This window comes from Streptomyces sp. NBC_01197, from assembly GCF_036010505.1.
Taxonomy (GTDB): Bacteria; Actinomycetota; Actinomycetes; order Streptomycetales; family Streptomycetaceae; genus Streptomyces.
The window spans coordinates 3,750,527-3,775,658 of sequence record NZ_CP108569.1 but is presented as its reverse complement, the minus strand read 5'-3'; the positions used below and the strand labels follow the sequence as shown (position 1 = coordinate 3,775,658).

Here is a 25,132-nt window from a genome sequence, read left to right as displayed (position 1 = left end):
AACGGATGGGGAGGCAGGAACGACGGTGGCGGAACGTAGCACGGCTGCCGTCGACGTGGCTGACAACAGTGGCGACAAGCCGCTGGCCGCCAAGGCGGACAAGGCCACGGCCGACGGCACGGTGGAACCTCAGGAAACGGCTGACACCACGGCCGGTGAAAGCACCCAGGACGAGGAGAGCGCGAAGAAGCCGACGGAGCCCGAGGCGGCGCCCGAGCTCCATAGCGGGCACAAGCTCGCCAGACGCTACCGGCTTGAGGAGTGCGTCACCCGTCTGGACGGTTTCAGCAGCTGGCGTGCGGTCGACGAGAAGCTCCGGCGCGCTGTCGGAGTGCATCTGCTCCCCGCTGATCACGCCCGGGCGCGCGCCGTGCTCGCGGCCGCCCGGTCCTCTGCCCTTCTCGGCGACCCGCGCTTCGTACAGGTCCTGGATGCCGTCGAGGAGAACGATCTCGTCTATGTCGTGCACGAATGGCTGCCCGACGCGACAGAAATCACCACGCTGCTCGCTTCCGGCCCCCTGGAGGCGCACGACGCCTACCAGCTGGTCAGTCAGGTCTCCCAAGCCATGGCCGCCGCGCACCGGGAGGGCCTGTCCCACCTCAGGCTCACACCCGGCGCGGTCCTGCGTACCTCTTCCGGCCAGTACCGCATCCGCGGCCTAGCGGTAAACGCCGCCCTGCGCGGCATCACCTCTGACACCCCGCAGCGGACCGACACAGAGGCCATCGGCGCCCTGCTGTATGCCGCGCTGACCCAGCGCTGGCCCTACGAAACCGATGCCTACGGTCTCTCCGGCCTGCCCAAGGGCGTCGGCCTGATCCCCCCGGACCAGGTACGGGCCGGCGTCAACCGCGGTCTCGCGGAGATCGCCATGCGCGCCCTGGCCAATGACGGCGCCACCGCATCTCGTCAGGAACCGCCCTGCACCACCCCCGACGAGCTCGCCAAGGCCGTCGCCGCCATGCCCCGGATCCGTCCACCGGAGCCCGCCTACACCCCGCCCCCCGAGTACCAGCGCACGAATTACCAGCAGGGGACTTACGGCCGTCCGGCGGTCGGCGCCAGGGTGGCACCGGCCCAGCCGGTGGCCGCTCCTCCGCCGCCGCTCCAGGGCCGCACCGGCAAGGTACTCAAGTGGGCTGTCTCCGCGCTGCTGATCGCCGCGCTGGGTCTGGGCAGCTGGCAGCTCGCCGACACGCTTCTGGACCGGAACAAGGACTCCGGCGGTACAGGCACCAATCAGACCAACAACGGCAACAACAACGGCACCACCGAGCAGAAGGCTCTTCAGCCGCTCCCGGTAAAGGACGCAGCCGAGTACTACCCCGACGGTAAGCCCCAGCACCCCGGCGATGTCGGGAAGACCTACGACGGCGACAGCTCGACGTACTGGCGTACCTACTCCTTCAAGGACGGCCCCCAGCTGGCCCCCTTCAAGCAGGGGGTGGGGATCGTCTACGACCTGGGTTCCGCGAAGGACGTATCGGCTGCCTCCATAGGGCTGCTCTACTCGGGCAACGAGACCGCGATCTCCCTGTACGCAGCCGATTCACTGTCCTCGTCAGCGTCACTGAGCTCGATGAAGAAGATCACTTCCACGAGCACCAATGGCACCGCAGCGCGTTTCAAGGCGGACAAACCGGTGAAGACGCGCTATGTACTGGTCTGGATTACGGCCATGCCGGATTCACCCGGAGACCAGTACAGCGAAGCGGGTTACAAGCAGGCCATAACGGATGTGAAGTTCTCCGGCTGAGCAGGGACAGGGGAGGGGCTCACCGTTGGACGACACCGCGCTCGGTACCGCCGGCGACCAGGAGCTGCTGGCTGCCCACGTCGCCGGCGACCCCGACGCCTTCGGTGAGCTGGTCCGGCGCCATCGAGACCGGCTCTGGGCCGTCGCTCTGCGCACGCTCGGCGACCGCGAGGAGGCTGCCGATGCCGTCCAGGACGCCCTGGTCTCCGCCTACCGTGCTGCACACACCTTCCGCGGCCAGTCCGCCGTCACTACCTGGCTGCACCGCATCACGGTCAACGCCTGCCTCGACCGAGCCCGTAAAGCCGCGACGCGGAAGACTTCACCCGTCGATGACACGGAGCGCCTCGATCAGCTCCTCGAACCTCATGAATCCGCCGAGGCACCAGCAGAGCGCCAGGACTTGCACCGCGAACTGATCAAAGCTATGAGAACCCTCCCCGCGGAACAGCGAGCTGCCCTCGTCCTCGTCGATATGCAGGGCTACCCCGTTGCCGAGGCCGCACAGATCCTTGATGTGCCTATCGGCACCGTGAAGAGTCGCTGTGCACGCGGGCGGGCGAGACTCCTGCCACTCCTCGCACACCTCCGCCCCCCGGCGGAGACGGGAAACGACACCCCGCACGACGCGGGAAGGAACCGGATTCCGGGAGCGTCCGTCCCACCTGCGTCGAGACCGATGGACGCGGGACCACAGAATCCTGCTGCAGTGAAGGGCGGAGGTGGACGCGCATGACATCGACGGCTGACACGTCTCAGCATCCCGATGTCTCGGAGATCGCTGATCTCGCTGAAGGTCTCCTTGCGCCATCCCGCGCAGTGGAAATGCAGCAGCACATCGACGCCTGTTCACTCTGTTCCGATGTCAGGGACTCCCTCCAGGAGATTCAAGAGCTGCTCACTACCGTGCCCGGGCCAGTACTCATGCCGGCCGACATAGCTGAGCGTATGGACGCAGCTCTGGCCGCGGAGTCACTGCTCGAAGCCACCCCCCACGGGGGAGCGGCTCACGTTTCACGTGAAACATCGCTACCGTCCCGCAGCGCCGAACCCGTCCCCCGCAACCACCCGTCAGGGCGTCCACGTGCCGGTACAGGACCCGACCGTACCCGTACAGCGAGGCGACGACGTCACGTCGCTGCTCTCAGCGCGGTCTTCGGCGCAGCTGTCATCGGTATCGGCGTGTTCTTCCTGCAGTCGTCGCCCACCACCTCGGGCGGTGACACCAGTGCCACGGGAAAGACATCGAAGCGCGGGGGGACACCTGTATTCGTTGATGCCGCCCTGCAGGGCCAGGTGCACTCCCTGCTCGCCTCGGATGCCATGGGGTCCACAGTCTCCCCAGAGGAGAAGGAAGCTCCATCGGTCCACATGGACTCCGGCCCGACGACGCTCAAGAAGGGACTCGACGTGGCAGTACCGCGCTGTGTCGAGAAGGGCATAGGACGCGATGAAGGTCCGATCGCCGCCCAGAAGGGCACCTACAAGGGTTCCGATGCCTTCCTCGTCGTGCTGCCGCACCCCACTGATAACACCCGGGTCCAGGCTTATGTCGTAGACGCGGCATGCATTCATGCCACGCCGTCCACTCGCGGCAAGGTGCTCCTGACCCACGTCTATCCTCGCCGCTGACCCTCAAGGGAATGCACGCCCCGTAGGATCCGTTGGGTGGGGTGAGAGTCCGCTGGACCTGGCCCCAGTAGGCAGCAAGCAGTCCGCAGAGACGAGGAAGAAACCCGTGAGCGACGTCCGTAACGTGATCATTATCGGCTCCGGGCCCGCCGGTTACACCGCCGCGCTCTATACCGCGCGCGCGTCACTGCAGCCGCTGGTCTTCGAAGGTGCCGTGACCGCTGGTGGTGCGCTCATGAACACCACCGAGGTGGAGAACTTCCCCGGATTCCAGGACGGCATCATGGGTCCTGACCTGATGGACAGCATGCGCGCCCAGGCAGAGCGCTTCGGTGCCGAGCTGGTTCCTGACGACATCGTGGCCGTCGACCTGAGCGGCGAGATCAAGACCGTCACCGACACCGCCGGCACTGTGCACCAGGCCAAGGCCGTCATCGTCACGACCGGCTCGCAGCACCGCAAGCTGGGCCTCCCGAACGAGGACGCCCTCTCCGGACGCGGCGTCTCCTGGTGTGCCACCTGCGACGGCTTCTTCTTCAAGGACCAAGACATCGCCGTCGTCGGCGGCGGCGACACCGCGATGGAGGAAGCCACCTTCCTCTCCCGGTTCGCCAAGTCCGTCACCATCGTCCACCGGCGGGACACCTTGCGCGCCTCGAAGGCCATGCAGGACCGGGCCGTCGCCGACCCGAAGATCAAGTTCGCATGGGACAGCGAGGTGGCTGTGATCCACGGCGAACAGAAGCTCTCCAGCCTGACACTGCGCAATACCAAGACTGGCAAGACCTCCGAGCTGCCGGTGACAGGCCTGTTCATCGCCGTCGGACACGATCCGCGCACCGAACTGTTCAAGGGCCAGCTGGACCTGGACGACGAGGGCTACCTGAAGGTCGACGCCCCTTCGACCCGGACCAATCTCACCGGTGTCTTCGGCGCTGGTGACGTCGTTGACCACACCTACCGGCAGGCCATCACCGCTGCTGGGACGGGCTGCTCCGCTGCCCTCGACGCAGAGCGCTTCCTGGCTGCCCTGGCCGACAGCGAGAAGGCCGCAGAGCCCGAGAAGATCGCCAGCATCTGATCACCGCATTTCCCGACCCGAACACCCCGTGAAGAAAGAGGAGCCCGCCGTGGCCGGCACCCTGAAGAACGTGACTGACGACTCCTTCGAACAGGATGTCCTCAAGAGCGGCAAGCCCGTACTGGTCGACTTCTGGGCCGCCTGGTGCGGTCCGTGCCGCCAGATTGCTCCGTCCCTCGAGGCAATCGCAGCCGAGTACGGTGACCAGATCGAGGTCGTCAAGCTCAACATCGACGAGAACCCGGGCACTGCCGCAAAGTACGGCGTGATGTCGATTCCGACGCTCAACGTCTACCAGGCCGGCGAGGTGGCCAAGACTATCGTCGGCGCCAAGCCGAAGGCCGCGATCATTCGCGACCTTGAGAGCTTCATCGGCGACGAGGCCACCAAGGCCTGACGTCATCTACGTTTCACGTGAAACAGGGGCTGCCCTCAAGGGCGGCCCCTGTTTTCGCGCTGTGGTGGCTTCTGGGAGAGCGATCCTCACAACGGGCGCAGCACTGGGTCCTTCTTGACTGCGCCCAGAAGGCGGTCCAGCGCAAGCTCCACGTCTTCCTTCCAGGACAGAGTTGTACGCAACTCAAGCCGCAGCCTCGGGTAGTTCGGATGCGGTCGTACCGTCTTGAACCCGACCGCCAGCAGATGATCCGCAGGGAGCAGACACGCGGGCTCCTTCCAGCGAGCATTGCCGAATACCTCGATCGCCTTGAAGTTCCTCCGCAGCAGATCCTTGGCTACCGTCTGGACCAGTACCCGCCCCAGTCCCTGCCCCTGAAACCCCGGCGTGATCCACGCCGTTATCAGCTGCACAGCGTCGGGAGAGACGGGACTCGTCGGAAAGGCAAGCGAGCGCGGCACATAGGCGGGCGGCGCATAGAGAACGAAACCCACCGGCATGTCATCGACATAGACGACCCGGCCGCAGGAACCCCACTCCAGCAGCACGGCCGAGATCCATGCTTCCTTCTCCAGCTCTGGGGTACCGGCCTCTATCGCGGCTTCCCCGCTGACTGGATCGAGCTCCCAGAAGACACATGAACGGCAACGCTTGGGAAGGTCCGGAAGGTTGTCCAGCGTGAGCGGTGCAAGCCGACGCCCCATGAACGGTGTTCCTCACTTCTCTCACCCGCCGCTTCGCAAGCGGCGCTCCGCACGCTCCACTCCCTGAGCAGGCTGCCGACGAATCCGCCGACCACTCCCAGCCCCAGTCCAGCAGTCACCAGTCGGCTGCGGTTCACCGTTCGCATGGGCCCTGCCCCCCTCCGCGGTGGATCAAGGTGGATGCGCCATACCAGACCGCATCGTATCCATCCCGGCGATCGGACGGATACCGTGAGAAAGCAAAGGGCGGGGCGTGTTCCGGCCTACCGGATGCGCCCCGCCCTCTGAACAGATACCCGGCCGCAGACTTAGTTCTGGTCCTCTTCGACGGCTTCGGCTTCGTCTGCGGGCCGCTTCTCCAGGACTCGTCCCTCGCCGGGAGCGAGCGAACCGAGAATCCGGTCCAGATCATCCATCGAAGCGAACTCGACGACGATCTTCCCCTTCTTCTGGCCCAGATCGACCTTCACCCGCGTCTCGAAACGGTCCGAGAGCCGTGAGGCAAGGTCGGAGAGTGCCGGCGACACCCGCCCTCCAGCCCGCGGTCCCTTGGCCTTCGGAGAGCTCTGCGGATGCGACTGCATCAGCGTGACGATCTCCTCGACCGCACGCACCGAGAGCCCCTCCGCCACAATGCGGTGCGCCAACCGGTCCTGCTCCTCGGAATCGTCCACCGACAGGAGTGCCCGGGCATGTCCTGCGGACAGGACTCCGGCAGCAACCCGGCGCTGCACCGGCGGTGAGAGCCTCAACAGTCGCAACGTGTTGGACACCTGCGGCCTTGAACGACCGATCCGGTCAGCGAGCTGATCGTGTGTGCAGTTGAAGTCCTTGAGCAACTGATCGTAAGCGGCAGCCTCTTCAAGGGGGTTCAGCTGAGAACGGTGGAGGTTCTCCAGCAGCGCGTCCAGAAGGAGCTTCTCGTCGTCCGTGGCCCGGACGATGGCCGGGATGCGCTCCAGACCCGCCTCACGGCAGGCCCGCCAACGCCGCTCGCCCATGATGAGCTCGAAGCGTTCTGCGCCGGCCTGACGTACGACGACTGGCTGCAGGAGGCCCACCTCCCTGATGGAGGAGACAAGCTCAGCAAGAGCGTCGTCGTCGAACACCTCACGCGGCTGGCGCGGGTTGGGGGTGATCGCGTCGAGCGGTAGCTCGGCGAAGTAGGCCCCCGCAGGCTCCACCTGTTCGGCCGCGGCTGGGGGCCCCGACTCCTGCGCAGGAACCATCGATTCCCGTGAAACAGCCCCGGTAGGCAAGGCCGCCAGTTTCGCTGCCGCCACGCCCCGCTCGGCCGTCATCACTGGTGAAGCCCCGGCAGTGGACGGTGCATCGGCGCCTGCGAGCCCCACCTTCTCCTGCGGTGCGGCGGGGATCAGTGCACCGAGCCCACGTCCCAACCCCCTGCGTCGCTCACTCACTGGATCCCCTCCGAGATGCTCTGCTGACTGTTCTGGCTGCCCGTTTGTGCGTGCCGGCCCTCGTAGTGCACACCGACGCCTCGCAGCGCGATCTCGCGGGCCGCTTCAAGGTACGACAGCGAACCGCTGGACCCGGGGTCATAGGTGAGGACCGTCTGCCCGTAGCTCGGGGCCTCGGAGATCCGAACCGACCGCGGAATGCTGGTCTTCAGGACCTCGTGGACGAAGTGGCTGCGCACCTCATCTGCCACCTGCGAGGCAAGACGAGTTCTGCCGTCGTACATGGTGAGCAGAATCGTCGACACATGAAGCTCGGGGTTGAGATGTCCTCGGACCAGATCGACATTCCGCAGCAGCTGTCCTAGCCCCTCAAGTGCGTAGTACTCGCACTGAATCGGGATCAGCACCTCAGCGCCCGCCACCATCGCGTTGACGGTCAGCAGGCCCAAGGATGGTGGACAGTCGATGAGGATGTAGTCCAGTGGCTGTTCATACGCCTGGAGCGCTCGCTGGAGGCGGCTCTCCCGAGCCACGAGGGACACCAACTCGATCTCAGCGCCCGCGAGATCGATGGTGGCCGGGGCACAGAAGAGACCCTCGACATCAGGAACGGGCTGGACCACCTCGGAGAGCGGCCGGCTCTCTACAAGGACGTCGTAGATCGATGGAACTTCGGAGTGATGGTCGATCCCCAGTGCCGTGGAGGCGTTTCCCTGAGGATCCAGGTCAATCACCAGCACACGCGCGCCGTGCAGCGCGAGCGAGGCGGCGAGGTTGACCGTTGTTGTGGTCTTGCCGACGCCGCCCTTCTGATTGGCGACCACCATGACGCGCGTCTGCTCCGGCCGGGGCAGACCTTCTCCGGCACGGCCGAGAGCTTCTACAGCCAGTTGGGCAGCGCGACCAATAGGGGTGTCGTCCATCGGCGGCGGTGTTTCACGTGAAACAACTTCTGCCGCCGACTCGGTACGGGGACCGGGGACCGGATCGGTCATCGGTCCCGCGATGTTGGCGTCGGACCGCAAGGATTCACTCTCCTCGACTTCAGGCTCACAATGCACAGAGCCTGCCATGCTTTCGGGGTTGTGAACCAGCGAGGCATGTTCTTCTGTGGATGAATCCACCTTTGTGGACAACTCTGTGACCCCGAAGGGCCTTCGGTCACGCGGCGTGGTGGCCGCGCGACTGCGACTGATGATCCCATGCAGCAGAGAGCGACGTTTCACGTGAAACAAGATGCCCTCGCCGCCACGTCACAGCGTCACGACACTCCGAATTGGGCCTATTTAGCAGCTTTAGCGGCATTGCAGCCACCAAACCCGACTAACGGCGCCGACGGGTCCGGCTCACCCGAGCCGCCTTCGCCCGCTTCGCAGCGAAGCGCACCCCCCCGGGGCTCTCCCCCACCTCGACCCGTACCACCGTGGAGAGCGGATCGACGATCCCCTCCCCGACCTGAAGCACCGAAGTCTCGACCACACCCAGCTTGCTCAGTGCTGCCCGGGCGCCCTGAATCTCCTCTTCAGCCGTATCGCCCTTGAGGGCCAGCATCTCCCCGTACGGACGCAGCAGCGGCACGCCCCACCCGGCTAGCCGGTCCAGCGGAGCTACCGCGCGGGCCGTCACCACATGGACCGGCGGCAGCTTGCCCAGGACTTCTTCTGCCCGGCCACGGACAACCGTCACATGGTCGAGCCCCAGCAGCTCCACCACCTCTTGCAGGAAGTTGGTCCGTCGCAGCAGGGGCTCCAGCAACGTGATCTTCAGATCCCTGCGCACCAGGGCCAGTGGGATGCCCGGCAGCCCCGCACCGGAGCCCACGTCGCAGATGGTCACCCCCCGAGGCACCACCTCGGACAGCACCGCGCAGTTCAACAGGTGTCGTTCCCAGAGCCTCGGCACCTCACGCGGTCCGATCAGCCCGCGCTTGACCCCCGCGTCCGCCAGCAGCTCCGCGTACCGAACGACTTCCGGGAAGAACTCCCCGAAAACCTCATGCGCCACTTCCGGCGCCTGGGGGAGCTCCGCTGACTCGGTCACGGGGACCGTCCTTCCTTACCGCGCGATACCGCATGGATGGCTGACAACAGGCTGACAAAGATCGGCCCCGCCTGCGAACAGACGGGGCCGACAGAACAATGCTCCGGTCAGGCCGGAAGCACAACGACGAAGCGCTGCGGCTCCTCGCCCTCGGACTCACTGCGCAGCCCGGCAGCAGCGATCGCGTCGTGCACTACCTTGCGCTCGAACGGAGTCATCGGGTCGAGCTTGACCGGCTCACCGGAGCTCTTCACCTCATCGGCCGCCTTGGCGCCCAGCGCGGCGAGCTCCTCACGCTTCTTGGCCCGGAAACCCGCGATGTCCAGCATCAGCCGGCTGCGGTCCCCGGTCTCCCGGTGCACCGCGAGCCTGGTGAGCTCCTGGAGGGCCTCCAGTACCTCACCGTCGCGTCCCACGAGCTTCTGAAGATCGCGACTGCTCGCATCACTGATGATCGAGACCGCAGCCCGGTCGGCTTCGACGTCCATATCGATATCACCGTCGAGGTCAGCGATGTCGAGCAGGCCCTCGAGGTAGTCAGCCGCGATCTCGCCTTCCTGCTCCAGCCTGCTCAGCGTGTCGCCCTCAGCGGCGGCGGAGGTGATGGTGCCTTCCGTCACGGGATGGACTCCTTCTTACTTCTTGGACGGGTGCTTGGGGCGCTGCTGGCCCTTGCGCTGCCCGGACTTGGCTTGGCGTGCATTACGGGAAGCTGGCTTGGAGTCGGCCTGCGCCTCGCCCTTATCCAGCGAGGTCTTCTCGGAAGAAGCATCGGCCGCCTTGGCGTCGGCGGGCTTCTCTGCGGCTTTCGCCTCACCGGTCTGCGACTGGCTCGTCTGGGCAGCACCACCCGTCTGGCGCTTCGCCTTGGTCTGGCGCTTGGGCTGCTGACGCTTCGGCGCGGCCTCTGCCAGGCTGATGCCTTCGGCCTCGGCAGCCACGGCCGCGTCGCTCTTCTCCACCGTGCCATCAGCCTGGGCCACGAGACCGGCCTTGCTCAGCGTGGTGATGAACTTACGCTCGGCTTCGTTGCGGTCCTTCGTCTCCTTGGACGCAATGCCCTTGATGATGTTGCGCTGGTGACGCGTCCGCGTCGAACCGTGCGCGATCAGGTGCTTCTGCATCCGCTCCAGCAGGCCGGACTGTGCCTGGCTGCCCGGCGTCGGGTTCCGGTGGATCACGAACATCTGCTGCCCCATGGTCCACACATTGGTGGTGAGCCAGTACACGAGGACACCGACGGGGAAGTTGACACCCATCACGGCGAACATCAGCGGGAAGACGTACATCAACATCTTCTGCTGCTGCATGAACGGCGTCTTGACGGACATGTCGACGTTCTTCGTCATCAGCTGGCGCTGCGTGTAGAACTGCGACGCCGACATCATGATGATCATGACCGCGGTGACGATCCGGACGTCGGTCAGCGAGGCACCGAGCGCCGCCACCTTGTCCGAACTGTCCATGAACTTCGCGGCCAGCGGGGCACCGAAGATGTGTGCCTTCTGCGCGCTCTCCAGGAGCGGCTTGTCGATGTACCCCTTCGTCTGCCCATTGGCGATGGCAGAGAGCACGTGGTACAGCGCAAAGAAGAACGGCGACTGCGCGATGATCGGCAGGCACGAGGAGAGCGGGTTGGTACCCGTCTCCTTGTACAGCTTCATCATCTCTTCGGACTGACGCTGCTTGTCGCTCTTGTAGCGCTCCTGGATCGCCTTCATCTTCGGCTGGAGCGCCTGCATGCCACGGGTCGACTTGATCTGCTTCACGAAGAGCGGGATCAGGCAGATCCGGATCAGAACCACCAGGGACACGATGGACAGGCCCCAGGCCCAACCGGTGTCAGGGCCGAAGATGGCTCCGTACAGCGAGTGGAACTGAACGATGACCCACGAAACTGGGGTAGTGATAAAACTGAACAGACTGGCAATCGTGTCCACTAATCAGGCTCCTTGAGCATTGGGCGAGGTCTCTGCGGCCGGGCCGGTCTCCTGGCCGGAGTGCCCGCCCTTGCTTGTCCGCCACGCGTTGCGCAGCAGTTCGTGCCAACGCGGACGTTTGCGCGGCGGAACATGGTCCACGCCACCCGGCGACCAGGGATTGCATCGCAGGATGCGCCAGGCCGTCAGTGCCGTTCCCTTCACCGCACCGTGCCGGTCGATAGCCGTATATCCGTAGTGGGAACACGACGGGTAGTACCGGCAGACAGGCCCCAGAAGCGGGCTGATCGTCCACTGGTACAACTTAATGAGAGCCAGCAGCGGGTATTTCATCGCGCGCCCCCTCCCAGCAGCCGCGCCAGGGCGGCATCCAGGTCTCGGGCCAGCTGTGCATGGTCGGCGGTGCCCGCGCCGGGCAGCGCCCGTACGACAACCAGGCTACCGGGGGGCAGCTGAGGGAGCCGATCGCGCACCAGATGGCGAAGCTTCCGCTTCACAGCGGTGCGGACGACCGCTCCGCCCACTGCCTTGCTCACGACGAAACCCGCACGTGTCGGGGGAGTGCTCTCCCCAGGCACATGCGGGTCCGTTGTACCGCTGCGTAGATGGACGACGAGCAACGGGCGACCGGCTCGGCGCCCTCGTCGTACTGCGGCTGCGAAGTCCTCGCGCCGCCTCAGCCGATTCTCGGTAGGCAGCACGTCATGACCTGTACGAGATCAGGCGGACAGGCGGGAGCGACCCTTGCCACGGCGGGTCGCCAGAATGGCGCGACCGGCGCGCGTACGCATACGGAGACGGAAACCGTGGGTCTTCGCACGACGACGGTTGTTCGGCTGGAAGGTGCGCTTGCTCACTCGGGGGCTCCAGAAAAGAATCGGGTGATGGCGGGACATCGCCTGGCTGTCACCGTGCGCCCACGAGTAGCTCGCGAATACGCCCGTGTGCACCGCTTCACGACCACAGATCGTGATCATTGCCCATCGGAGGCAGGCGGCAGCAGCCATCGACAACTCGACCTGGTCACGGTACGCGCGGCTACGCCATCCGGTCAAACCGGCCGTTACGGCGACCCCACTGTGCACAGGCTGTGGACAACAACTTGAACCGGGCGGGTCGCCCTGACTACCTTGGCGGAACTCCCAAGTCTTTTTCCTGCCTGTCTTCACCCCCCCCCGTCCCGAGAACCACACATTCGTGGGACCTGCGAGAGAGCGTGCCCTGTGGCTGACGTACCTGCCGATCTTGCCGCAGTGTGGCCACGAGTCCTCGAACGTCTCCTCGGCGAGGGCCAGCAAAACATCGAGCCGAAGGACAAGCAGTGGATCGAGCGCTGCCAGCCTCTGGCTCTCGTGGCGGACACCGCTCTTCTCGCCGTCCCCAATGAATGGGGCAAGCGGGTTCTCGAAGGGCGGCTCGCCCCCCTCATCAGCGAGACGCTGACTCACGAATGCGGCCGCCCGATCCGGATCGCCATCACGGTGGACGACACCATCGGCGATCCCTCCCCGCCGGCCGCTCCGATGCAGCAGTCCCAGCAGCAACAGCAGCCCCGCTATCAGCACCCGCAGCACGACGAGCCCCAGCACGGCGATACGTACGACGGATACGGCCACCGCCCCTCGGACGACGGAATGCCGACGGCCCGGCCCGCATATCCGGACTATCAGCAGCAGCGGCCCGACCCCGGAGCCTGGCCCCGCACCCAGGAGGACCTCTCCTGGCAGCAGCCCCGGCTCGGCGGCTTCCAGGAGCGTGACCCCTACACCGGTCCGCGCTCGCAGTCCCATCACGACTACAGGCAGCCGGACCGCCAGCAGTACGAACAGCAGCGGCCCGATCGCCACGACCTCCGCGACCCGCAGTCCTCGCAGCGCCACCTGCCCGCCCCCAGCGGAGCTCCGGGGCCGCTGGCGGCGCAGCCCGCTCCGGCGCCAGGCCCGGGGGAGCCGCAGGCGCGGCTGAACCCCAAGTACCTCTTCGACACGTTCGTCATCGGCGCGTCCAACCGCTTCGCGCACGCGGCCGCAGTCGCTGTCGCCGAGGCGCCGGCCAAGGCGTACAACCCGCTCTTCATCTACGGGGAGTCCGGGCTCGGCAAGACGCACCTGCTCCATGCCATCGGCCACTACGCCCGGAGCCTCTATCCGGGAACCCGGGTGCGCTATGTGAGCTCCGAGGAGTTCACCAACGAGTTCATCAACTCGATCCGCGACGGCAAGGGCGACACCTTCCGCAAGCGCTACCGCGATGTCGACATCCTCCTCGTCGACGACATCCAGTTCCTGGCGAGCAAGGAGTCGACGCAGGAGGAGTTCTTCCACACCTTCAACACGCTGCACAACGCCAACAAACAGATCGTGCTCTCCTCCGACCGGCCGCCCAAGCAGCTGGTGACGCTGGAGGACCGGCTGCGCAACCGGTTCGAGTGGGGCCTCACCACCGACGTGCAGCCACCGGAACTGGAGACGCGGATCGCGATCCTCCGCAAGAAGGCGGTCCAGGAGCAGCTCAACGCCCCGCCGGAAGTACTCGAGTTCATCGCCTCCCGCATCTCGCGCAACATCCGCGAGCTGGAGGGGGCGCTGATCCGGGTGACGGCGTTCGCCTCGCTCAACCGCCAGCCGGTCGATCTCGGGCTGACCGAGATCGTTCTGAAGGATCTGATCCCCGGCGGTGAGGACGCGGCCCCGGAGATCACCGCGAGCGCCATCATGGCGGCGACGGCCGATTACTTCGGGCTGACCATCGAGGACCTCTGCGGATCCTCACGCAGCCGCGTGCTGGTGACGGCCCGGCAGATCGCGATGTACCTCTGCCGTGAGCTCACGGACCTCTCACTGCCCAAGATCGGGGCGCAGTTCGGCGGCCGTGACCACACGACCGTGATGCACGCGGACCGGAAGATCCGTGCACTGATGGCCGAGCGACGTTCCATCTACAACCAGGTCACGGAGCTCACCAACCGCATCAAGAACGGCTGACCGAGCAGCTTCCGTAACCTCCGAAGGACGCCCCGGGACTCGTTTCCCGGGGCGTCCTTCGCTGTTCCCCACCGTTCTCCGCACGTTCCTCACGCCGACAGTGTTCGAATACGGGGCTGCGCGCGTATGTTCTCCACAGCATTGAGGGCGGTGGGCCGTCCACACCCTGGGGACTGATCAGTTGTCCAGATTGTGTCCACAGGAGAAGTGCCTGAGACTCCATCAGGCCAGGTCAGGCGGGTGTGGATTTGTGGCCAACCCCCGTCCACAGCCTGTGGACGGATTTTTCTTCCACAGCCTTGGGGATTCGTTGTCCACCGTCGGCCCACAGGCCGCGTCCTGTTGTCCCCAGCTTCTCCACACCCTTGTCCACTGTTCGGCAACAAAACACCCGTGGTCACCGGGTCGAGTGAAAGCCGTCACACCAAGGTGGTCGGTTGGGCTGTGGGCAAGGTGGGTAAAGCTGGGGACGGAGCTGGGGAGAAGTCCCCCTCCCCTGTGCACCGGGTGTGCAGAACTTTTCGCCGTCCACAGACCCGCGCACTTTTCCACCGGCTCCACCCACAGGCGCGGTGGACAAAAAAGCGCCTCTGAGCTGCGCAAACGGGGTTATCCACGGTTTCCACAGCACCTACTACTACTACCCCCTTGAGTTACCGGGGAATTGGCTTCGAAGTGGGCGCTGTGTACAACTCGCCGCCGGGGCCCCGAGTGCCGCTCGGTACGACTTGACCCCGACACGCACCGACTGTCGGCGGCGTACGTCAGACTGGTCCCCGGCGAGAAGCCGACGACGAAGGCCAGCAGGGCGAGCGAGCAACAGCAGGAGGCGGTTCCGGTGAAGATCCGGGTGGAGCGCGATGTACTCGCGGAGGCGGTGGCCTGGGCTGCCCGCAGCCTTCCGGCCCGTCCGCCGGTGCCCGTTCTTGCGGGCCTGCTGCTCAAGGCCGAGGAAGGCACGCTGAGCCTCTCCGGCTTCGACTACGAGGTCTCGGCGCGGGTCTCGGTCGACGCGGAGATCGAGGAGCACGGCACCGTCCTCGTCTCCGGCCGACTGCTCGCCGACATCTGCCGCGCCCTTCCCAACCGGCCGGTGGAGATCTCCACAGACGGAGTCAGGGCGACTGTGGTCTGCGGCTCCTCCCGGTTCACCCTCCACACCCTTCCTGTGGAGGAGTACCCGGCGCTGCCGCAGATGCCGACCGCGACGGGCACCGTCCCCGGTGAGGTCTTCGCCTCCGCCGCGGCCCAGGTGGCCATTGCCGCGGGCCGTGACGACACGCTGCCCGTTCTCACCGGCGTACGGATCGAGATCGAGGGTGACCGGGTCACCCTGGCGTCCACCGACCGCTACCGGTTCGCGGTCCGTGAGTTCCTGTGGAAGCCGGAGGACCCGGAGGCATCCGCGGTCGCGCTGGTGCCCGCCAAGACGCTCCTGGACACGGCCAAGTCGCTGACCAGCGGTGACACCGTGACGCTCGCGCTGTCAGGGTCCGGCGCCGGTGAGGGCCTGATCGGTTTCGAGGGCGCGGGCCGGCGTACGACCACACGGCTTCTCGAAGGCGACCTGCCGAAGTACCGGACGCTCTTCCCGACCGAGTTCAATTCGATCGCCGTGATCGAGACGCCCGCTTTCGTCGAGGCCGTCAAGCGTGTCTCCCTCGTAGCCGAGCGGAACACCCCGGTGCGGCTCAGCTTCGAGCAGGGTGTGCTGATCCTGGAGGCCGGATCGAGCGACGACGCACAGGCTGTGGAGCGGGTCGACGCCAAGCTCGACGGCGACGACATCTCGATCGCCTTCAACCCGACCTTCCTGCTGGACGGTCTCAGCGCGATCGACTCCCCCGTCGCCCAGCTCTCCTTTACGACGTCGACCAAGCCCGCACTGCTCAGCGGCCGGCCTGCTCTCGATGCCGAGGCGGACGACGCCTACAAGTACCTGATCATGCCTGTGCGGCTGTCCGGCTGAGCCAGTCCGCGGCCGTACGTCTGAGCGGCTTACCCCGCAGGTGTGTACCGATGTCCCGGCGTACGCTCGGACGCGGGTACGAAACGCCACCACGTCACTAAGGATCTTCTGATGGAGCTCGGTCTCGTCGGCCTCGGCAAGATGGGCGGGAACATGCGCGAGCGCATCCGCCGCGCTGGTCACACCGTCATCGGTTACGACCGCAACCCGGATGTAGCCGATGTCCACAGCCTGGAAGAGCTTGTGGGCAAGCTCAAGGGCCCGCGCGTCGTGTGGGTCATGGTCCCGGCAGGTGCCGCGACCCAGTCCACCGTCGACGAGCTGGCCGGCCTGCTCTCCCCGGGGGATGTCGTCGTGGACGGGGGCAACTCGCGCTGGACCGACGACGAGAAGCACGCCGTCGAGCTGGGCATCAAGGGCATCGGCTTTGTGGACTGCGGTGTCTCCGGTGGCGTCTGGGGTCTGGAGAACGGCTATGCGCTGATGTACGGCGGCGACGCGGAGAACGTCGCGAAGGTGCAGCCGGTCTTCGACGCGCTCAAGCCCGAAGGAGAGTTCGGCTCGGTCCATGCGGGCAAGGTCGGCGCCGGCCACTTCGCCAAGATGGTCCACAACGGCATCGAGTACGCCATGATGCAGGCGTACGCCGAGGGTTGGGAGCTCCTGGAGAAGGTCGACTCCGTCACCGATGTGCGCGAGGTCTTCCGCTCCTGGCAGGAGGGTACGGTCATCCGTTCCTGGCTGCTCGACCTCGCTGTCAACGCACTGGACGACGACGAGCACCTGGACCAGCTCCGTGGTTTCGCCGCCGATTCGGGCGAAGGACGCTGGACGGTCGAGGCCGCCATCGACAACGCGGTTCCGCTGCCCGCGATCACTGCGTCGCTTTTCGCCCGCTTCGCCTCGCGTCAGGACGACTCTCCGCAGATGAAGATGATTGCCGCACTGCGCAACCAGTTCGGTGGCCACGCGGTCGAGAACAAGAAGTAAGCCAGCAGCAGGGAAGGTCGGCGCACGGTCATGCACGTCACGCACCTGTCGCTGGCCGACTTCCGCTCGTACGCCCGGGTCGAGGTGCCTCTCGATCCGGGCGTCACCGCGTTTGTGGGTGCCAACGGCCAGGGCAAGACGAACCTCGTCGAGGCGGTGGGCTATCTAGCGACTCTCGGCAGCCATCGGGTCTCCTCCGATGCGCCGCTGGTACGGATGGGAGCCGACCGGGCTGTGATCCGTGCCGCGGTCGCTCAGGGCGAGCGGTCTCAGCTCGTCGAGCTGGAACTCAATCCGGGCCGGGCCAACAGGGCCCGGATCAACCGCTCTTCGCAGGTCCGGCCGCGCGATGTCCTGGGGATCGTCCGGACTGTGCTTTTCGCGCCCGAGGATTTGGCCCTGATCAAAGGTGACCCGGGTGAGCGCCGCCGGTTCCTGGATGAGCTGATCACGGCGCGTTCGCCACGGATGGCCGGGGTGCGCTCCGACTACGAGCGAGTGCTGAAGCAGCGCAATACGCTCCTGAAGTCCGCGGCGATGGCCCGCAGGCACGGCGGCAGGTCCATGGACATGTCCACCCTCGATGTCTGGGACCAGCATCTGGGGCGTGTGGGGGCTGAGTTGCTGGCTCAGCGGCTCGACCTGATTTCGACGTTGCAGCCGTTGGCCGACAAGGCGTACGAGCAGGTGGCCCCCGGTGGCGGGCCGGTTGTACTGGAGTACCGGAGCTCGCTGGGTGAAGGGATCGAACCGGTTCAGTCGAAGGACGAGCTGTACGAGCATCTGATCGCCGCCCTGGTGGGGGTCCGTAAGCAGGAGATCGAGCGCGGCGTGACCCTGGTCGGCCCGCACCGCGACGACCTGGTGCTGAAGCTCGGCCGACTGCCGGCCAAGGGGTACGCCAGCCACGGTGAGTCCTGGTCGTATGCGCTGGCGCTGCGGCTGGCTTCGTACGATTTGCTGCGGGCCGAGGGCAATGAGCCGGTGCTTGTGCTCGACGATGTCTTCGCGGAGCTGGACGTGCGGCGCAGGGAGAGGCTTGCCGAGCTGGTGGCGCCCGGGGAACAGGTGCTGGTCACGGCGGCAGTGGACGACGACGTGCCGGGTGTCCTGGCGGGCGTGCGGTTCGCGGTCTCAGACGGGGCGGTGGACCGGGTATGAGCGGATCCTCCCTTCCGGGCGAGGACGGCGGGGAACCGAGCGGTTCCGGCTCCGCCCTTCCACCGGGGCCTGAGCCGGCGAAGGTACCGGAGTCCTCGGGGATCGACCTGGCACGGGTCGCCTTGCGGGCTGCCAAGGAGCAGGCGAAAGCACGGGGTGCGGCCGCGCAGCAGAAGAAGCAGGCCAAGCGCGGTGGACTGCGCTCGGGTGCGCGGGCTGACGGGCGGGACCCCCTGCCGCTGGGCGCCGCCATCAACCGGCTGATCACTGAGCGTGGCTGGGAGACACCGGCCGCAGTGGGCGGGGTGATGGGCCGCTGGCCGCAGATCGTGGGCGAGGACCTCGCGAACCACTGCGTCCCCCAGCGCTACGACGAGGACGCCCGGGTGCTGACCGTGCAGTGCGATTCGACAGCATGGGCCACGCAGCTGAGGCTGCTGGCGCCGCAACTGGTGGCCCGGCTGAACGCGGATTTGGGTCATGGCACGGTGAAGCTGCTGAAGGTTCTTGGGCCGGGCGGGCCGCCACGGCGGTTCGGACCGCTGCGGGCACCTGGGAGCAAGGGGCCGGGCGATACGTACGGCTGATGTCGGCGAGGCCTTCCCCCTGGCGTCGTTTCCCCACCGGCGGCCTCTGTGCAGCTCGACCGAAATGTGTGCTGTTTCACGTGAAACAGCACACATTGGGATCGTGCTGGACGGAGCACCGCTCGGAGGGTGTCCCTCACCGTAGCGGGAGGTTGACAGCCCGAGGCGCAGAAAGCCCGCGTGAGCCTCTTGGAGCCCCTTCCTGGATATGGGGAGTCGTTCGGCGGCGGTTCAGGGCGGCACATGTGGACTCAGGTACCGGCAAACCCCCATTGATGTCTGCGCTACCGGTAGACTGAGAGACAATCCCGCGTCTCGCGGAACATGTCGAACGACGCAGCCGCTCCTGCCTGCCCTGGAGAGGCCTGTGCTGTGCCAGAAAGGGCGCTTCGTGGCCGATTCCGGCAACCCCAATGAGATCCCCCCGTCCACTGTCGGTGAGCACGGCGAGGTAACCGCCTCGTACGACGCCAGCGCGATCACTGTCCTTGAGGGGCTGGACGCGGTCCGCAAGCGGCCCGGCATGTACATCGGCTCGACCGGTGAGCGCGGACTCCATCATCTGGTGTACGAGGTCGTCGACAACTCGGTCGACGAGGCCCTGGCCGGACACGCGGACACCATCGACGTCACGATCCTCGCCGATGGCGGGGTGCGCGTGGTCGACAACGGCCGCGGTATCCCGGTCGACATCGTGCCCTCGGAGAACAAGCCGGCCGTCGAGGTCGTCCTGACCGTGCTGCACGCCGGTGGCAAGTTCGGCGGCGGCGGTTACGCCGTCTCCGGTGGTCTGCACGGTGTCGGTGTGTCCGTCGTCAACGCTCTCTCCGCCAAGGTCTCGGTGGATGTCAAGCGTGACGGCTACCGCTGGACGCAGGACTACAAGCTTGGTGTCCCGACGGCGCCGCTGGCCCGTAACGGGGCAACGGAGGAGAGCGGCACCACCGTCACCTTCTGGGCCGACGGGGACATCTTCGAGACGACCGAGTACTCCTTCGAGACGCTGTCGAGGCGTTTCCAGGAGATGGCGTTCCTCAACAAGGGCCTCACCCTGACGCTGACCGACGAGCGCGAGTCGGCGAAGGCGACGGCGGGCGCGGACACCGTGGGAGACATCGCGGAGGAAGAGCAGGTCCGCACCGTCACGTACCACTACGAGGGCGGCATCGTCGACTTCGTGAAGTACCTCAACTCGCGCAAGGGTGAGCTCATCCACCCGACCGTGATCGACGTCGAGGCCGAGGACAAGGAGCGCCTCCTCTCGGCCGAGATCGCGATGCAGTGGAACTCGCAGTACAGCGAAGGCGTGTACTCCTTCGCGAACACGATCCACACGCATGAGGGCGGCACCCACGAGGAGGGCTTCCGGGCCGCTCTGACGGGCCTGGTCAACCGCTACGCACGCGAGAAGAAGCTGCTGCGCGAGAAGGACGACAACCTCTCCGGCGAGGACATCCGCGAGGGTCTGACGGCGATCATCTCGGTCAAGCTGGGCGAGCCGCAGTTCGAGGGCCAGACGAAGACCAAGCTGGGCAACACGGAGGCGAAGACCTTCGTGCAGAAGGTCGTCTACGAGCACCTCACGGACTGGTTCGACCGGAACCCGAACGAGGCCGTCGACATCATCCGCAAGGCCATCCAGGCGCAGACGGCACGGGTAGCGGCACGTAAGGCCCGTGACCTGACCCGGCGCAAGGGCCTGCTGGAGAGTGCCTCGCTGCCGGGCAAGCTCAGCGACTGCCAGTCGAACGATCCGACGAAGTGCGAGATCTTCATCGTCGAGGGTGACTCCGCCGGTGGTTCGGCGAAGTCCGGGCGCAACCCGATGTACCAGGCGATCCTGCCGATCCGAGGCAAGATCCTGAACGTCGAGAAGGCGCGGATCGACAAGATCCTCCAGAACACCGAGGTCCAGGCGCTGATCTCGGCGTTCGGTACCGGGGTCCACGAGGACTTCGACATCGAGAAGCTGCGCTACCACAAGATCATTCTCATGGCAGACGCCGACGTCGACGGTCAGCACATCAACACGCTGCTTCTGACGTTTCTCTTCCGGTTCATGCGGCCGCTGGTCGAGGCCGGGCACGTGTATCTGTCGCGCCCGCCGCTGTTCAAGATCAAGTGGGGCCGGGACGACTTCGAGTACGCGTACTCGGACACGGAGCGGGATGCTCTGGTCGAGCTCGGCAAGCAGAACGGCAAGCGGGTCAGGGACGACTCGATCCAGCGCTTCAAGGGTCTTGGTGAGATGAACGCCGAGGAACTGCGCATCACCACGATGGACGTGGACCACCGGGTGCTCGGCCAGGTGACTCTGGACGACGCGGCACAGGCAGACGATCTGTTCTCGGTGCTGATGGGCGAGGACGTCGAGGCACGGCGCTCGTTCATTCAGCGCAACGCCAAGGACGTCCGGTTCCTCGACATCTGAGTCGGTCTCGGTTGACCGCACTGAAAGGACTTTGACCAGCAATGGCCGACGAGAATCCCCCCGTGATGCCCGAACAGCCGCCCGCTGTCCCCGGCATCGGTATGCGTGTCGAGCCGGTGGGGCTCGAAACGGAGATGCAGCGTTCGTATCTCGACTACGCGATGTCCGTCATCGTGTCCCGTGCGCTGCCGGATGTGCGGGACGGTCTGAAGCCCGTCCACCGCCGGGTGCTGTACGCGATGTACGACGGCGGCTACCGGCCCGAGAAGGGCTTCTACAAGTGCGCCCGTGTCGTCGGTGACGTCATGGGCACCTACCACCCGCACGGCGACTCCTCGATCTATGACGCCCTGGTCCGGCTGGCCCAGCACTGGTCGATGCGTATGCCGCTGGTTGACTCGAACGGGAACTTCGGCTCTCCCGGCAACGACCCGGCCGCCGCGATGCGGTACACCGAGTGCAAGATGATGCCCCTGTCCATGGAAATGGTCAGGGACATCGACGAGGAGACGGTCGACCACCAGGACAACTACGACGGCCGTAACCAGGAGCCGGTGGTTCTCCCGGCCAGGTTCCCCAACCTGCTGGTCAACGGCTCGGCAGGTATCGCGGTCGGCATGGCCACCAACATTCCTCCGCACAACCTGCGCGAGGTGGCGGCCGGCGCCCAGTGGTACCTGGAGAACCCGGAGGCTTCGCACGAGGACCTCATGGACGCTCTGCTGGAGCGCATCAAGGGCCCGGACTTCCCGACCGGCGCACTGGTCGTGGGGCGCAAGGGCATCGAGGAGGCGTACCGAACCGGGCGCGGCTCCATCACGATGCGTGCTGTGGTCGCGGTCGAGGAGATCCAGAACCGCCAGTGCCTGGTCGTCACGGAGCTTCCGTACCAGACCAACCCCGACAACCTCGCGCAGAAGATCGCCGACCTGGTGAAGGACGGCAAGGTCGGCGGGATCGCCGACGTCCGGGACGAGACGTCCTCGCGTACGGGTCAGCGCCTTGTCGTCGTGCTGAAGCGTGACGCGGTCGCCAAGGTCGTGCTGAACAACCTCTACAAGCACACCGATCTCCAGTCGAACTTCAGCGCCAACATGCTGGCCCTGGTCGACGGTGTACCGCGCACCCTCTCGATCGACGCGTTCATCCGGCACTGGGTGACGCACCAGATCGAGGTCATCGTCCGGCGCACCAGGTTCCGGTTGCGAAAGGCCGAGGAGCGCGCCCACATCCTGCGTGGTCTGCTCAAGGCGCTGGACGCGATCGACGAGGTCATCGCGCTGATCCGGCGCAGCCAGACGGTCGATGTCGCGCGCGAGGGCCTGATGGGCCTGCTGGAGATCGACGAGATCCAGGCGAACGCGATCCTGGAGATGCAGCTGCGCCGACTGGCCGCACTGGAACATCAGAAGATCACGGCCGAGTACAACGAGCTCCAGGCGAAGATCAACGAGTACAACGCGATCCTGGTCTCGCCCGAGCGGCAGCGGCAGATCGTCAGCGAGGAGCTGGCGGTCATCGTCGACAAGTTCGGCGACGACCGGCGGTCGAAGCTGGTGCCCTTCGACGGTGACATGTCCATCGAGGACCTGATCGCCGAAGAGGACATTGTCGTCACCATCACGAACGGTGGTTACGTCAAGCGCACCAAGACCGAGGACTACCGCTCGCAGAAGCGCGGCGGCAAGGGCGTGCGGGGCACGAAGCTGAAGCAGGACGATATCGTCGACCACTTCTTCGTCTCGACAACCCACCACTGGCTTCTGTTCTTCACGAACAAGGGCCGGGTGTACCGGGCGAAGGCCTACGAACTCCCGGACGCTGGCCGCGACGCGCGCGGCCAGCACGTCGCCAACCTGCTGGCGTTCCAGCCGGACGAGCAGATCGCGCAGATCCTGGCGATCCGTGACTACGACGCGGCGCCATATCTGATCCTCGCCACCAAGGGCGGCCTGGTGAAGAAGACACCGCTCAAGGACTATGACTCGCCCCGTTCTGGCGGCGTCATCGCGATCAATCTGCGGGAGACCCCGGACGGCAGCGATGACGAGCTGATCGGTGCCGAGCTGGTGTCGGCCGAAGACGATCTGCTGCTGGTCAGCAGGAAGGCTCAGTCGATCCGCTTCACGGCGACGGACGACGCGCTGCGGCCCATGGGACGCGCGACATCCGGTGTGAAGGGCATGAGTTTCCGCGAGGGCGACGAACTGCTCTCGATGAATGTCGTCAGGCCGGGTACTTTCGTGTTCACTGCCACTGACGGCGGGTACGCCAAGCGGACCCCCGTCGACGAGTACCGCGTCCAGGGCCGCGGCGGTCTGGGTATCAAGGCCGCCAAGATCGTGGAGGACCGGGGCTCGCTGGTCGGCGCGCTGGTGGTCGAGAGTACGGATGAAATCCTCGCCATCACGCTCGGCGGCGGTGTGATTCGTACGCGAGTCAATGAAGTCAGGGAGACGGGCCGTGACACCATGGGCGTCCAACTGATCAACCTGGGCAAGCGCGATGCCGTGGTCGGTATCGCTCGCAACGCCGAGGCCGGCCGCGAGGCCGAAGAGATTGACGCGGTCGACGGCGAGGCGGATGCGGTCGACAGTGGTTCGGTCGACGCTGAAACGGTCGAAGCGGTAGTCGAAGGCACCGAGCCTTCGGCAGGGGAGCACGAGGAGTAGAACGTGAGTGGAGCCACGGGCGACGGAGCGGCCGCTTCCGGAGCCGGAGCACGCAGTGCCCGTGGCCCTGCCGCGGACTCTCAAGGGGGAACGGTGACGGACACGCGTGGGGCGCAGCCGCAGTACGAGTCACAGCCGTACCAGCCTCCGCAGGCCTACCCGTCGCCGTCGGCCGGGGGTACGCAGCCAGGAGTACGTCGGCCCCGGACGGGGGCTCGTACGACTCCCCGCACGCGGAAGGCCCGGCTGCGGGTGGCCAAGGCCGATCCGTGGTCGGTCATGAAGGTCAGCTTCCTGTTGTCCATCGCGCTGGGCGTCTGCACCATCGTGGCGGCCGCGGTGCTGTGGATGGTCATGGACGCCATGGGAGTCTTCTCGACCGTGGGCGGGACCATCAGCGAGGCCACTGGCTCAAGTGATGGCAGCGGCTTCGATCTTCAGTCGTTCCTGTCGCTGCCGCGGGTGCTGCTGTTCACGTCGGTCATCGCGGTGATCGATGTGGTGCTGGCCACAGCACTGGCGACGCTGGGCGCCTTCATCTACAACCTGTCGGCCGGGTTTGTCGGCGGTGTCGAGCTGACCCTCGCCGAGGACGAGTAGAGGCTCAGCTATCGATTTTGGGACTGGCCCTGGAGTGCGCTAATCTTCAGGGGCAGCGCGGGGCTATAGCTCAGTTGGTTAGAGCGCATCCCTGATAAGGATGAGGCCACAGGTTCAAATCCTGTTAGCCCCACCGCGAAGATCGGCCCGGACAGTTTTTCTGTCCGGGCCGACTGCATTAACGGGCCCGATAGTTGGACGAGAACTAGGTCACCGATCGGTATCGGCCAGTGTGTATAGTCGGCCGCCAGAAGTCCCTTACGTCAAGGAAAGACGAGGTAGCGCGGTGAAGAAGCTTCTCCTGGTCGCACTGGCCGCCATTGGCGGGCTCCTCGTGTACCGCCAGATCCAGGCGGATCGCGCCGAGCAGGATCTGTGGACGGAGGCGACTGACTCCGTGCCCGCAGGTTCGGGTGTGTGAGACACAGCGTCTTGAATGCAGGGCCCCGGCCGTTTTTGCGGCCGGGGCCCTGTCGCGTTCGCACTGTGACGCCGGATCCCTGCTTCGCCTCGCAATCATGACGCGCTGTGTGGGCCGTGCGGGCCCGAGGGGGCTTCTCTGGCCTCGCGGGCGGCTCCTTGTGGGGGTGAGCTGTCGGGCGCCCTCCTCCTGGCTCCTGCGGAGGCGCAGACCCGGGTCCGGGTCTCCGATCCTGACGCTGATGTTTCACGTGGAACAACGAACTGACCGACGGCGGAGGGGGAGGGCGGGAACCGCAAGGACTATTCAGCTGCACGCAGACAACGTGATGAGGGACGGGGCA

23 protein-coding genes and 1 tRNA gene are annotated in these 25,132 nt (G+C 66.0%); 15 read left to right on the top strand and 9 right to left on the bottom strand.

The genetic code is table 11. From position 1 onward, the window contains the following. Positions 1–25 precede the first annotated feature (25 nt). The 5 genes from OG452_RS17185 to trxA all read left to right on the top strand — a co-directional run bounded on the left by OG452_RS17185 (position 26) and on the right by trxA (position 4,869). Positions 26–1,759, top strand: coding sequence for a protein kinase family protein (locus OG452_RS17185; protein ID WP_327296477.1), 1,734 nt, complete (start codon positions 26–28; stop codon positions 1,757–1,759). 25 nt (positions 1,760–1,784) lie between these two features. Further along, positions 1,785–2,495 carry an RNA polymerase sigma factor SigM gene (gene sigM, locus OG452_RS17180; RefSeq protein WP_327296476.1) on the top strand — a complete coding sequence of 237 codons (711 nt, stop codon included), beginning with the start codon at positions 1,785–1,787 and terminating at the stop codon, positions 2,493–2,495. A 446-nt stretch (positions 2,496–2,941) separates the two neighbouring features. Then, on the top strand, positions 2,942–3,391 hold the full coding sequence (locus OG452_RS17175) for a hypothetical protein (protein WP_327296475.1): 450 nt from the start codon (positions 2,942–2,944) through the stop codon (positions 3,389–3,391). A 106-nt stretch (positions 3,392–3,497) separates the two neighbouring features. Then, positions 3,498–4,472 (top strand): thioredoxin-disulfide reductase, encoded by a 975-nt coding sequence (gene trxB, locus OG452_RS17170; RefSeq protein WP_327296474.1) that lies wholly within the window; start codon positions 3,498–3,500, stop codon positions 4,470–4,472. Between the two features lie 49 nt (positions 4,473–4,521). After that, positions 4,522–4,869 (top strand): thioredoxin, encoded by a 348-nt coding sequence (trxA, locus tag OG452_RS17165; RefSeq protein ID WP_327296473.1) that lies wholly within the window; start codon positions 4,522–4,524, stop codon positions 4,867–4,869. A gap of 86 nt (positions 4,870–4,955) precedes the next feature. On the opposite strand, the gene OG452_RS17160 is transcribed toward trxA, so the two are convergent. From OG452_RS17160 to rpmH, 9 genes are all read right to left on the bottom strand, one after another. Then, on the bottom strand, positions 4,956–5,573 hold the full coding sequence (locus tag OG452_RS17160) for a GNAT family N-acetyltransferase (RefSeq protein WP_327296472.1): 618 nt from the start codon (positions 5,571–5,573) through the stop codon (positions 4,956–4,958). A 308-nt stretch (positions 5,574–5,881) separates the two neighbouring features. Beyond that, positions 5,882–6,994: a ParB/RepB/Spo0J family partition protein gene (locus OG452_RS17155; RefSeq protein ID WP_327296471.1), complete on the bottom strand. Its 1,113-nt coding sequence runs from the start codon at positions 6,992–6,994 to the stop codon at positions 5,882–5,884. Beyond that, positions 6,991–8,067, bottom strand: a complete 1,077-nt coding sequence (locus tag OG452_RS17150) for an AAA family ATPase (RefSeq protein ID WP_327299665.1) — start codon at positions 8,065–8,067, stop codon at positions 6,991–6,993. Before OG452_RS17150 ends, OG452_RS17155 begins: the two co-directional genes overlap by 4 nt. Positions 8,068–8,317: 250 nt before the next feature. Beyond that, positions 8,318–9,034: a 16S rRNA (guanine(527)-N(7))-methyltransferase RsmG gene (gene rsmG, locus OG452_RS17145; protein WP_327296470.1), complete on the bottom strand. Its 717-nt coding sequence runs from the start codon at positions 9,032–9,034 to the stop codon at positions 8,318–8,320. Between the two features lie 107 nt (positions 9,035–9,141). Next, positions 9,142–9,654 (bottom strand): Jag family protein, encoded by a 513-nt coding sequence (locus OG452_RS17140; protein WP_327296469.1) that lies wholly within the window; start codon positions 9,652–9,654, stop codon positions 9,142–9,144. A gap of 15 nt (positions 9,655–9,669) precedes the next feature. Next, positions 9,670–10,974 (bottom strand): membrane protein insertase YidC, encoded by a 1,305-nt coding sequence (gene yidC, locus OG452_RS17135; RefSeq protein WP_327296468.1) that lies wholly within the window; start codon positions 10,972–10,974, stop codon positions 9,670–9,672. Between the two features lie 3 nt (positions 10,975–10,977). Then, positions 10,978–11,307 carry a membrane protein insertion efficiency factor YidD gene (yidD, locus tag OG452_RS17130; protein WP_250302354.1) on the bottom strand — a complete coding sequence of 110 codons (330 nt, stop codon included), beginning with the start codon at positions 11,305–11,307 and terminating at the stop codon, positions 10,978–10,980. Next, positions 11,304–11,675 (bottom strand): ribonuclease P protein component, encoded by a 372-nt coding sequence (rnpA, locus tag OG452_RS17125; RefSeq protein WP_164258230.1) that lies wholly within the window; start codon positions 11,673–11,675, stop codon positions 11,304–11,306. Before rnpA ends, yidD begins: the two co-directional genes overlap by 4 nt. An 18-nt stretch (positions 11,676–11,693) precedes the next feature. Continuing rightward, positions 11,694–11,831, bottom strand: a complete 138-nt coding sequence (gene rpmH / locus OG452_RS17120; protein ID WP_030990579.1) for a 50S ribosomal protein L34 — start codon at positions 11,829–11,831, stop codon at positions 11,694–11,696. Positions 11,832–12,197: 366 nt separating this feature from the next. Between rpmH and dnaA the strand changes: the two genes are divergently transcribed. The 10 genes from dnaA (at position 12,198) to OG452_RS17070 (ending at position 24,789) form a co-directional block, all read left to right on the top strand. Next, positions 12,198–13,958, top strand: coding sequence for a chromosomal replication initiator protein DnaA (gene dnaA, locus OG452_RS17115; RefSeq protein ID WP_327296467.1), 1,761 nt, complete (start codon positions 12,198–12,200; stop codon positions 13,956–13,958). 838 nt (positions 13,959–14,796) lie between these two features. Then, positions 14,797–15,927, top strand: coding sequence for a DNA polymerase III subunit beta (dnaN, locus tag OG452_RS17110; protein ID WP_266855224.1), 1,131 nt, complete (start codon positions 14,797–14,799; stop codon positions 15,925–15,927). A 111-nt stretch (positions 15,928–16,038) separates the two neighbouring features. Continuing rightward, entirely contained in the window at positions 16,039–16,917 is an 879-nt protein-coding gene (gene gnd, locus OG452_RS17105; RefSeq protein WP_327296466.1) for a phosphogluconate dehydrogenase (NAD(+)-dependent, decarboxylating), read from the top strand. Between the two features lie 30 nt (positions 16,918–16,947). After that, entirely contained in the window at positions 16,948–18,078 is a 1,131-nt protein-coding gene (gene recF, locus OG452_RS17100) for a DNA replication/repair protein RecF (protein WP_327296465.1), read from the top strand. After that, positions 18,075–18,665 carry a DUF721 domain-containing protein gene (locus tag OG452_RS17095; RefSeq protein ID WP_327296464.1) on the top strand — a complete coding sequence of 197 codons (591 nt, stop codon included), beginning with the start codon at positions 18,075–18,077 and terminating at the stop codon, positions 18,663–18,665. Before recF ends, OG452_RS17095 begins: the two co-directional genes overlap by 4 nt. Positions 18,666–19,032: 367 nt before the next feature. Continuing rightward, a complete protein-coding gene (gene gyrB, locus OG452_RS17090) occupies positions 19,033–21,096 on the top strand; it encodes a DNA topoisomerase (ATP-hydrolyzing) subunit B (RefSeq protein WP_327296463.1) in 2,064 nt (687 codons plus the stop codon). 41 nt (positions 21,097–21,137) lie between these two features. Continuing rightward, entirely contained in the window at positions 21,138–23,768 is a 2,631-nt protein-coding gene (gyrA, locus tag OG452_RS17085; RefSeq protein WP_327296462.1) for a DNA gyrase subunit A, read from the top strand. A gap of 3 nt (positions 23,769–23,771) precedes the next feature. Continuing rightward, positions 23,772–24,368, top strand: a complete 597-nt coding sequence (locus OG452_RS17080; protein WP_327296461.1) for a DUF3566 domain-containing protein — start codon at positions 23,772–23,774, stop codon at positions 24,366–24,368. A 59-nt stretch (positions 24,369–24,427) separates the two neighbouring features. Then, positions 24,428–24,501: transfer RNA gene (locus tag OG452_RS17075), tRNA-Ile, on the top strand. 153 nt (positions 24,502–24,654) lie between these two features. Then, positions 24,655–24,789, top strand: coding sequence for a DLW-39 family protein (locus OG452_RS17070; RefSeq protein ID WP_003958712.1), 135 nt, complete (start codon positions 24,655–24,657; stop codon positions 24,787–24,789). Positions 24,790–25,132: the final 343 nt, after the last annotated feature.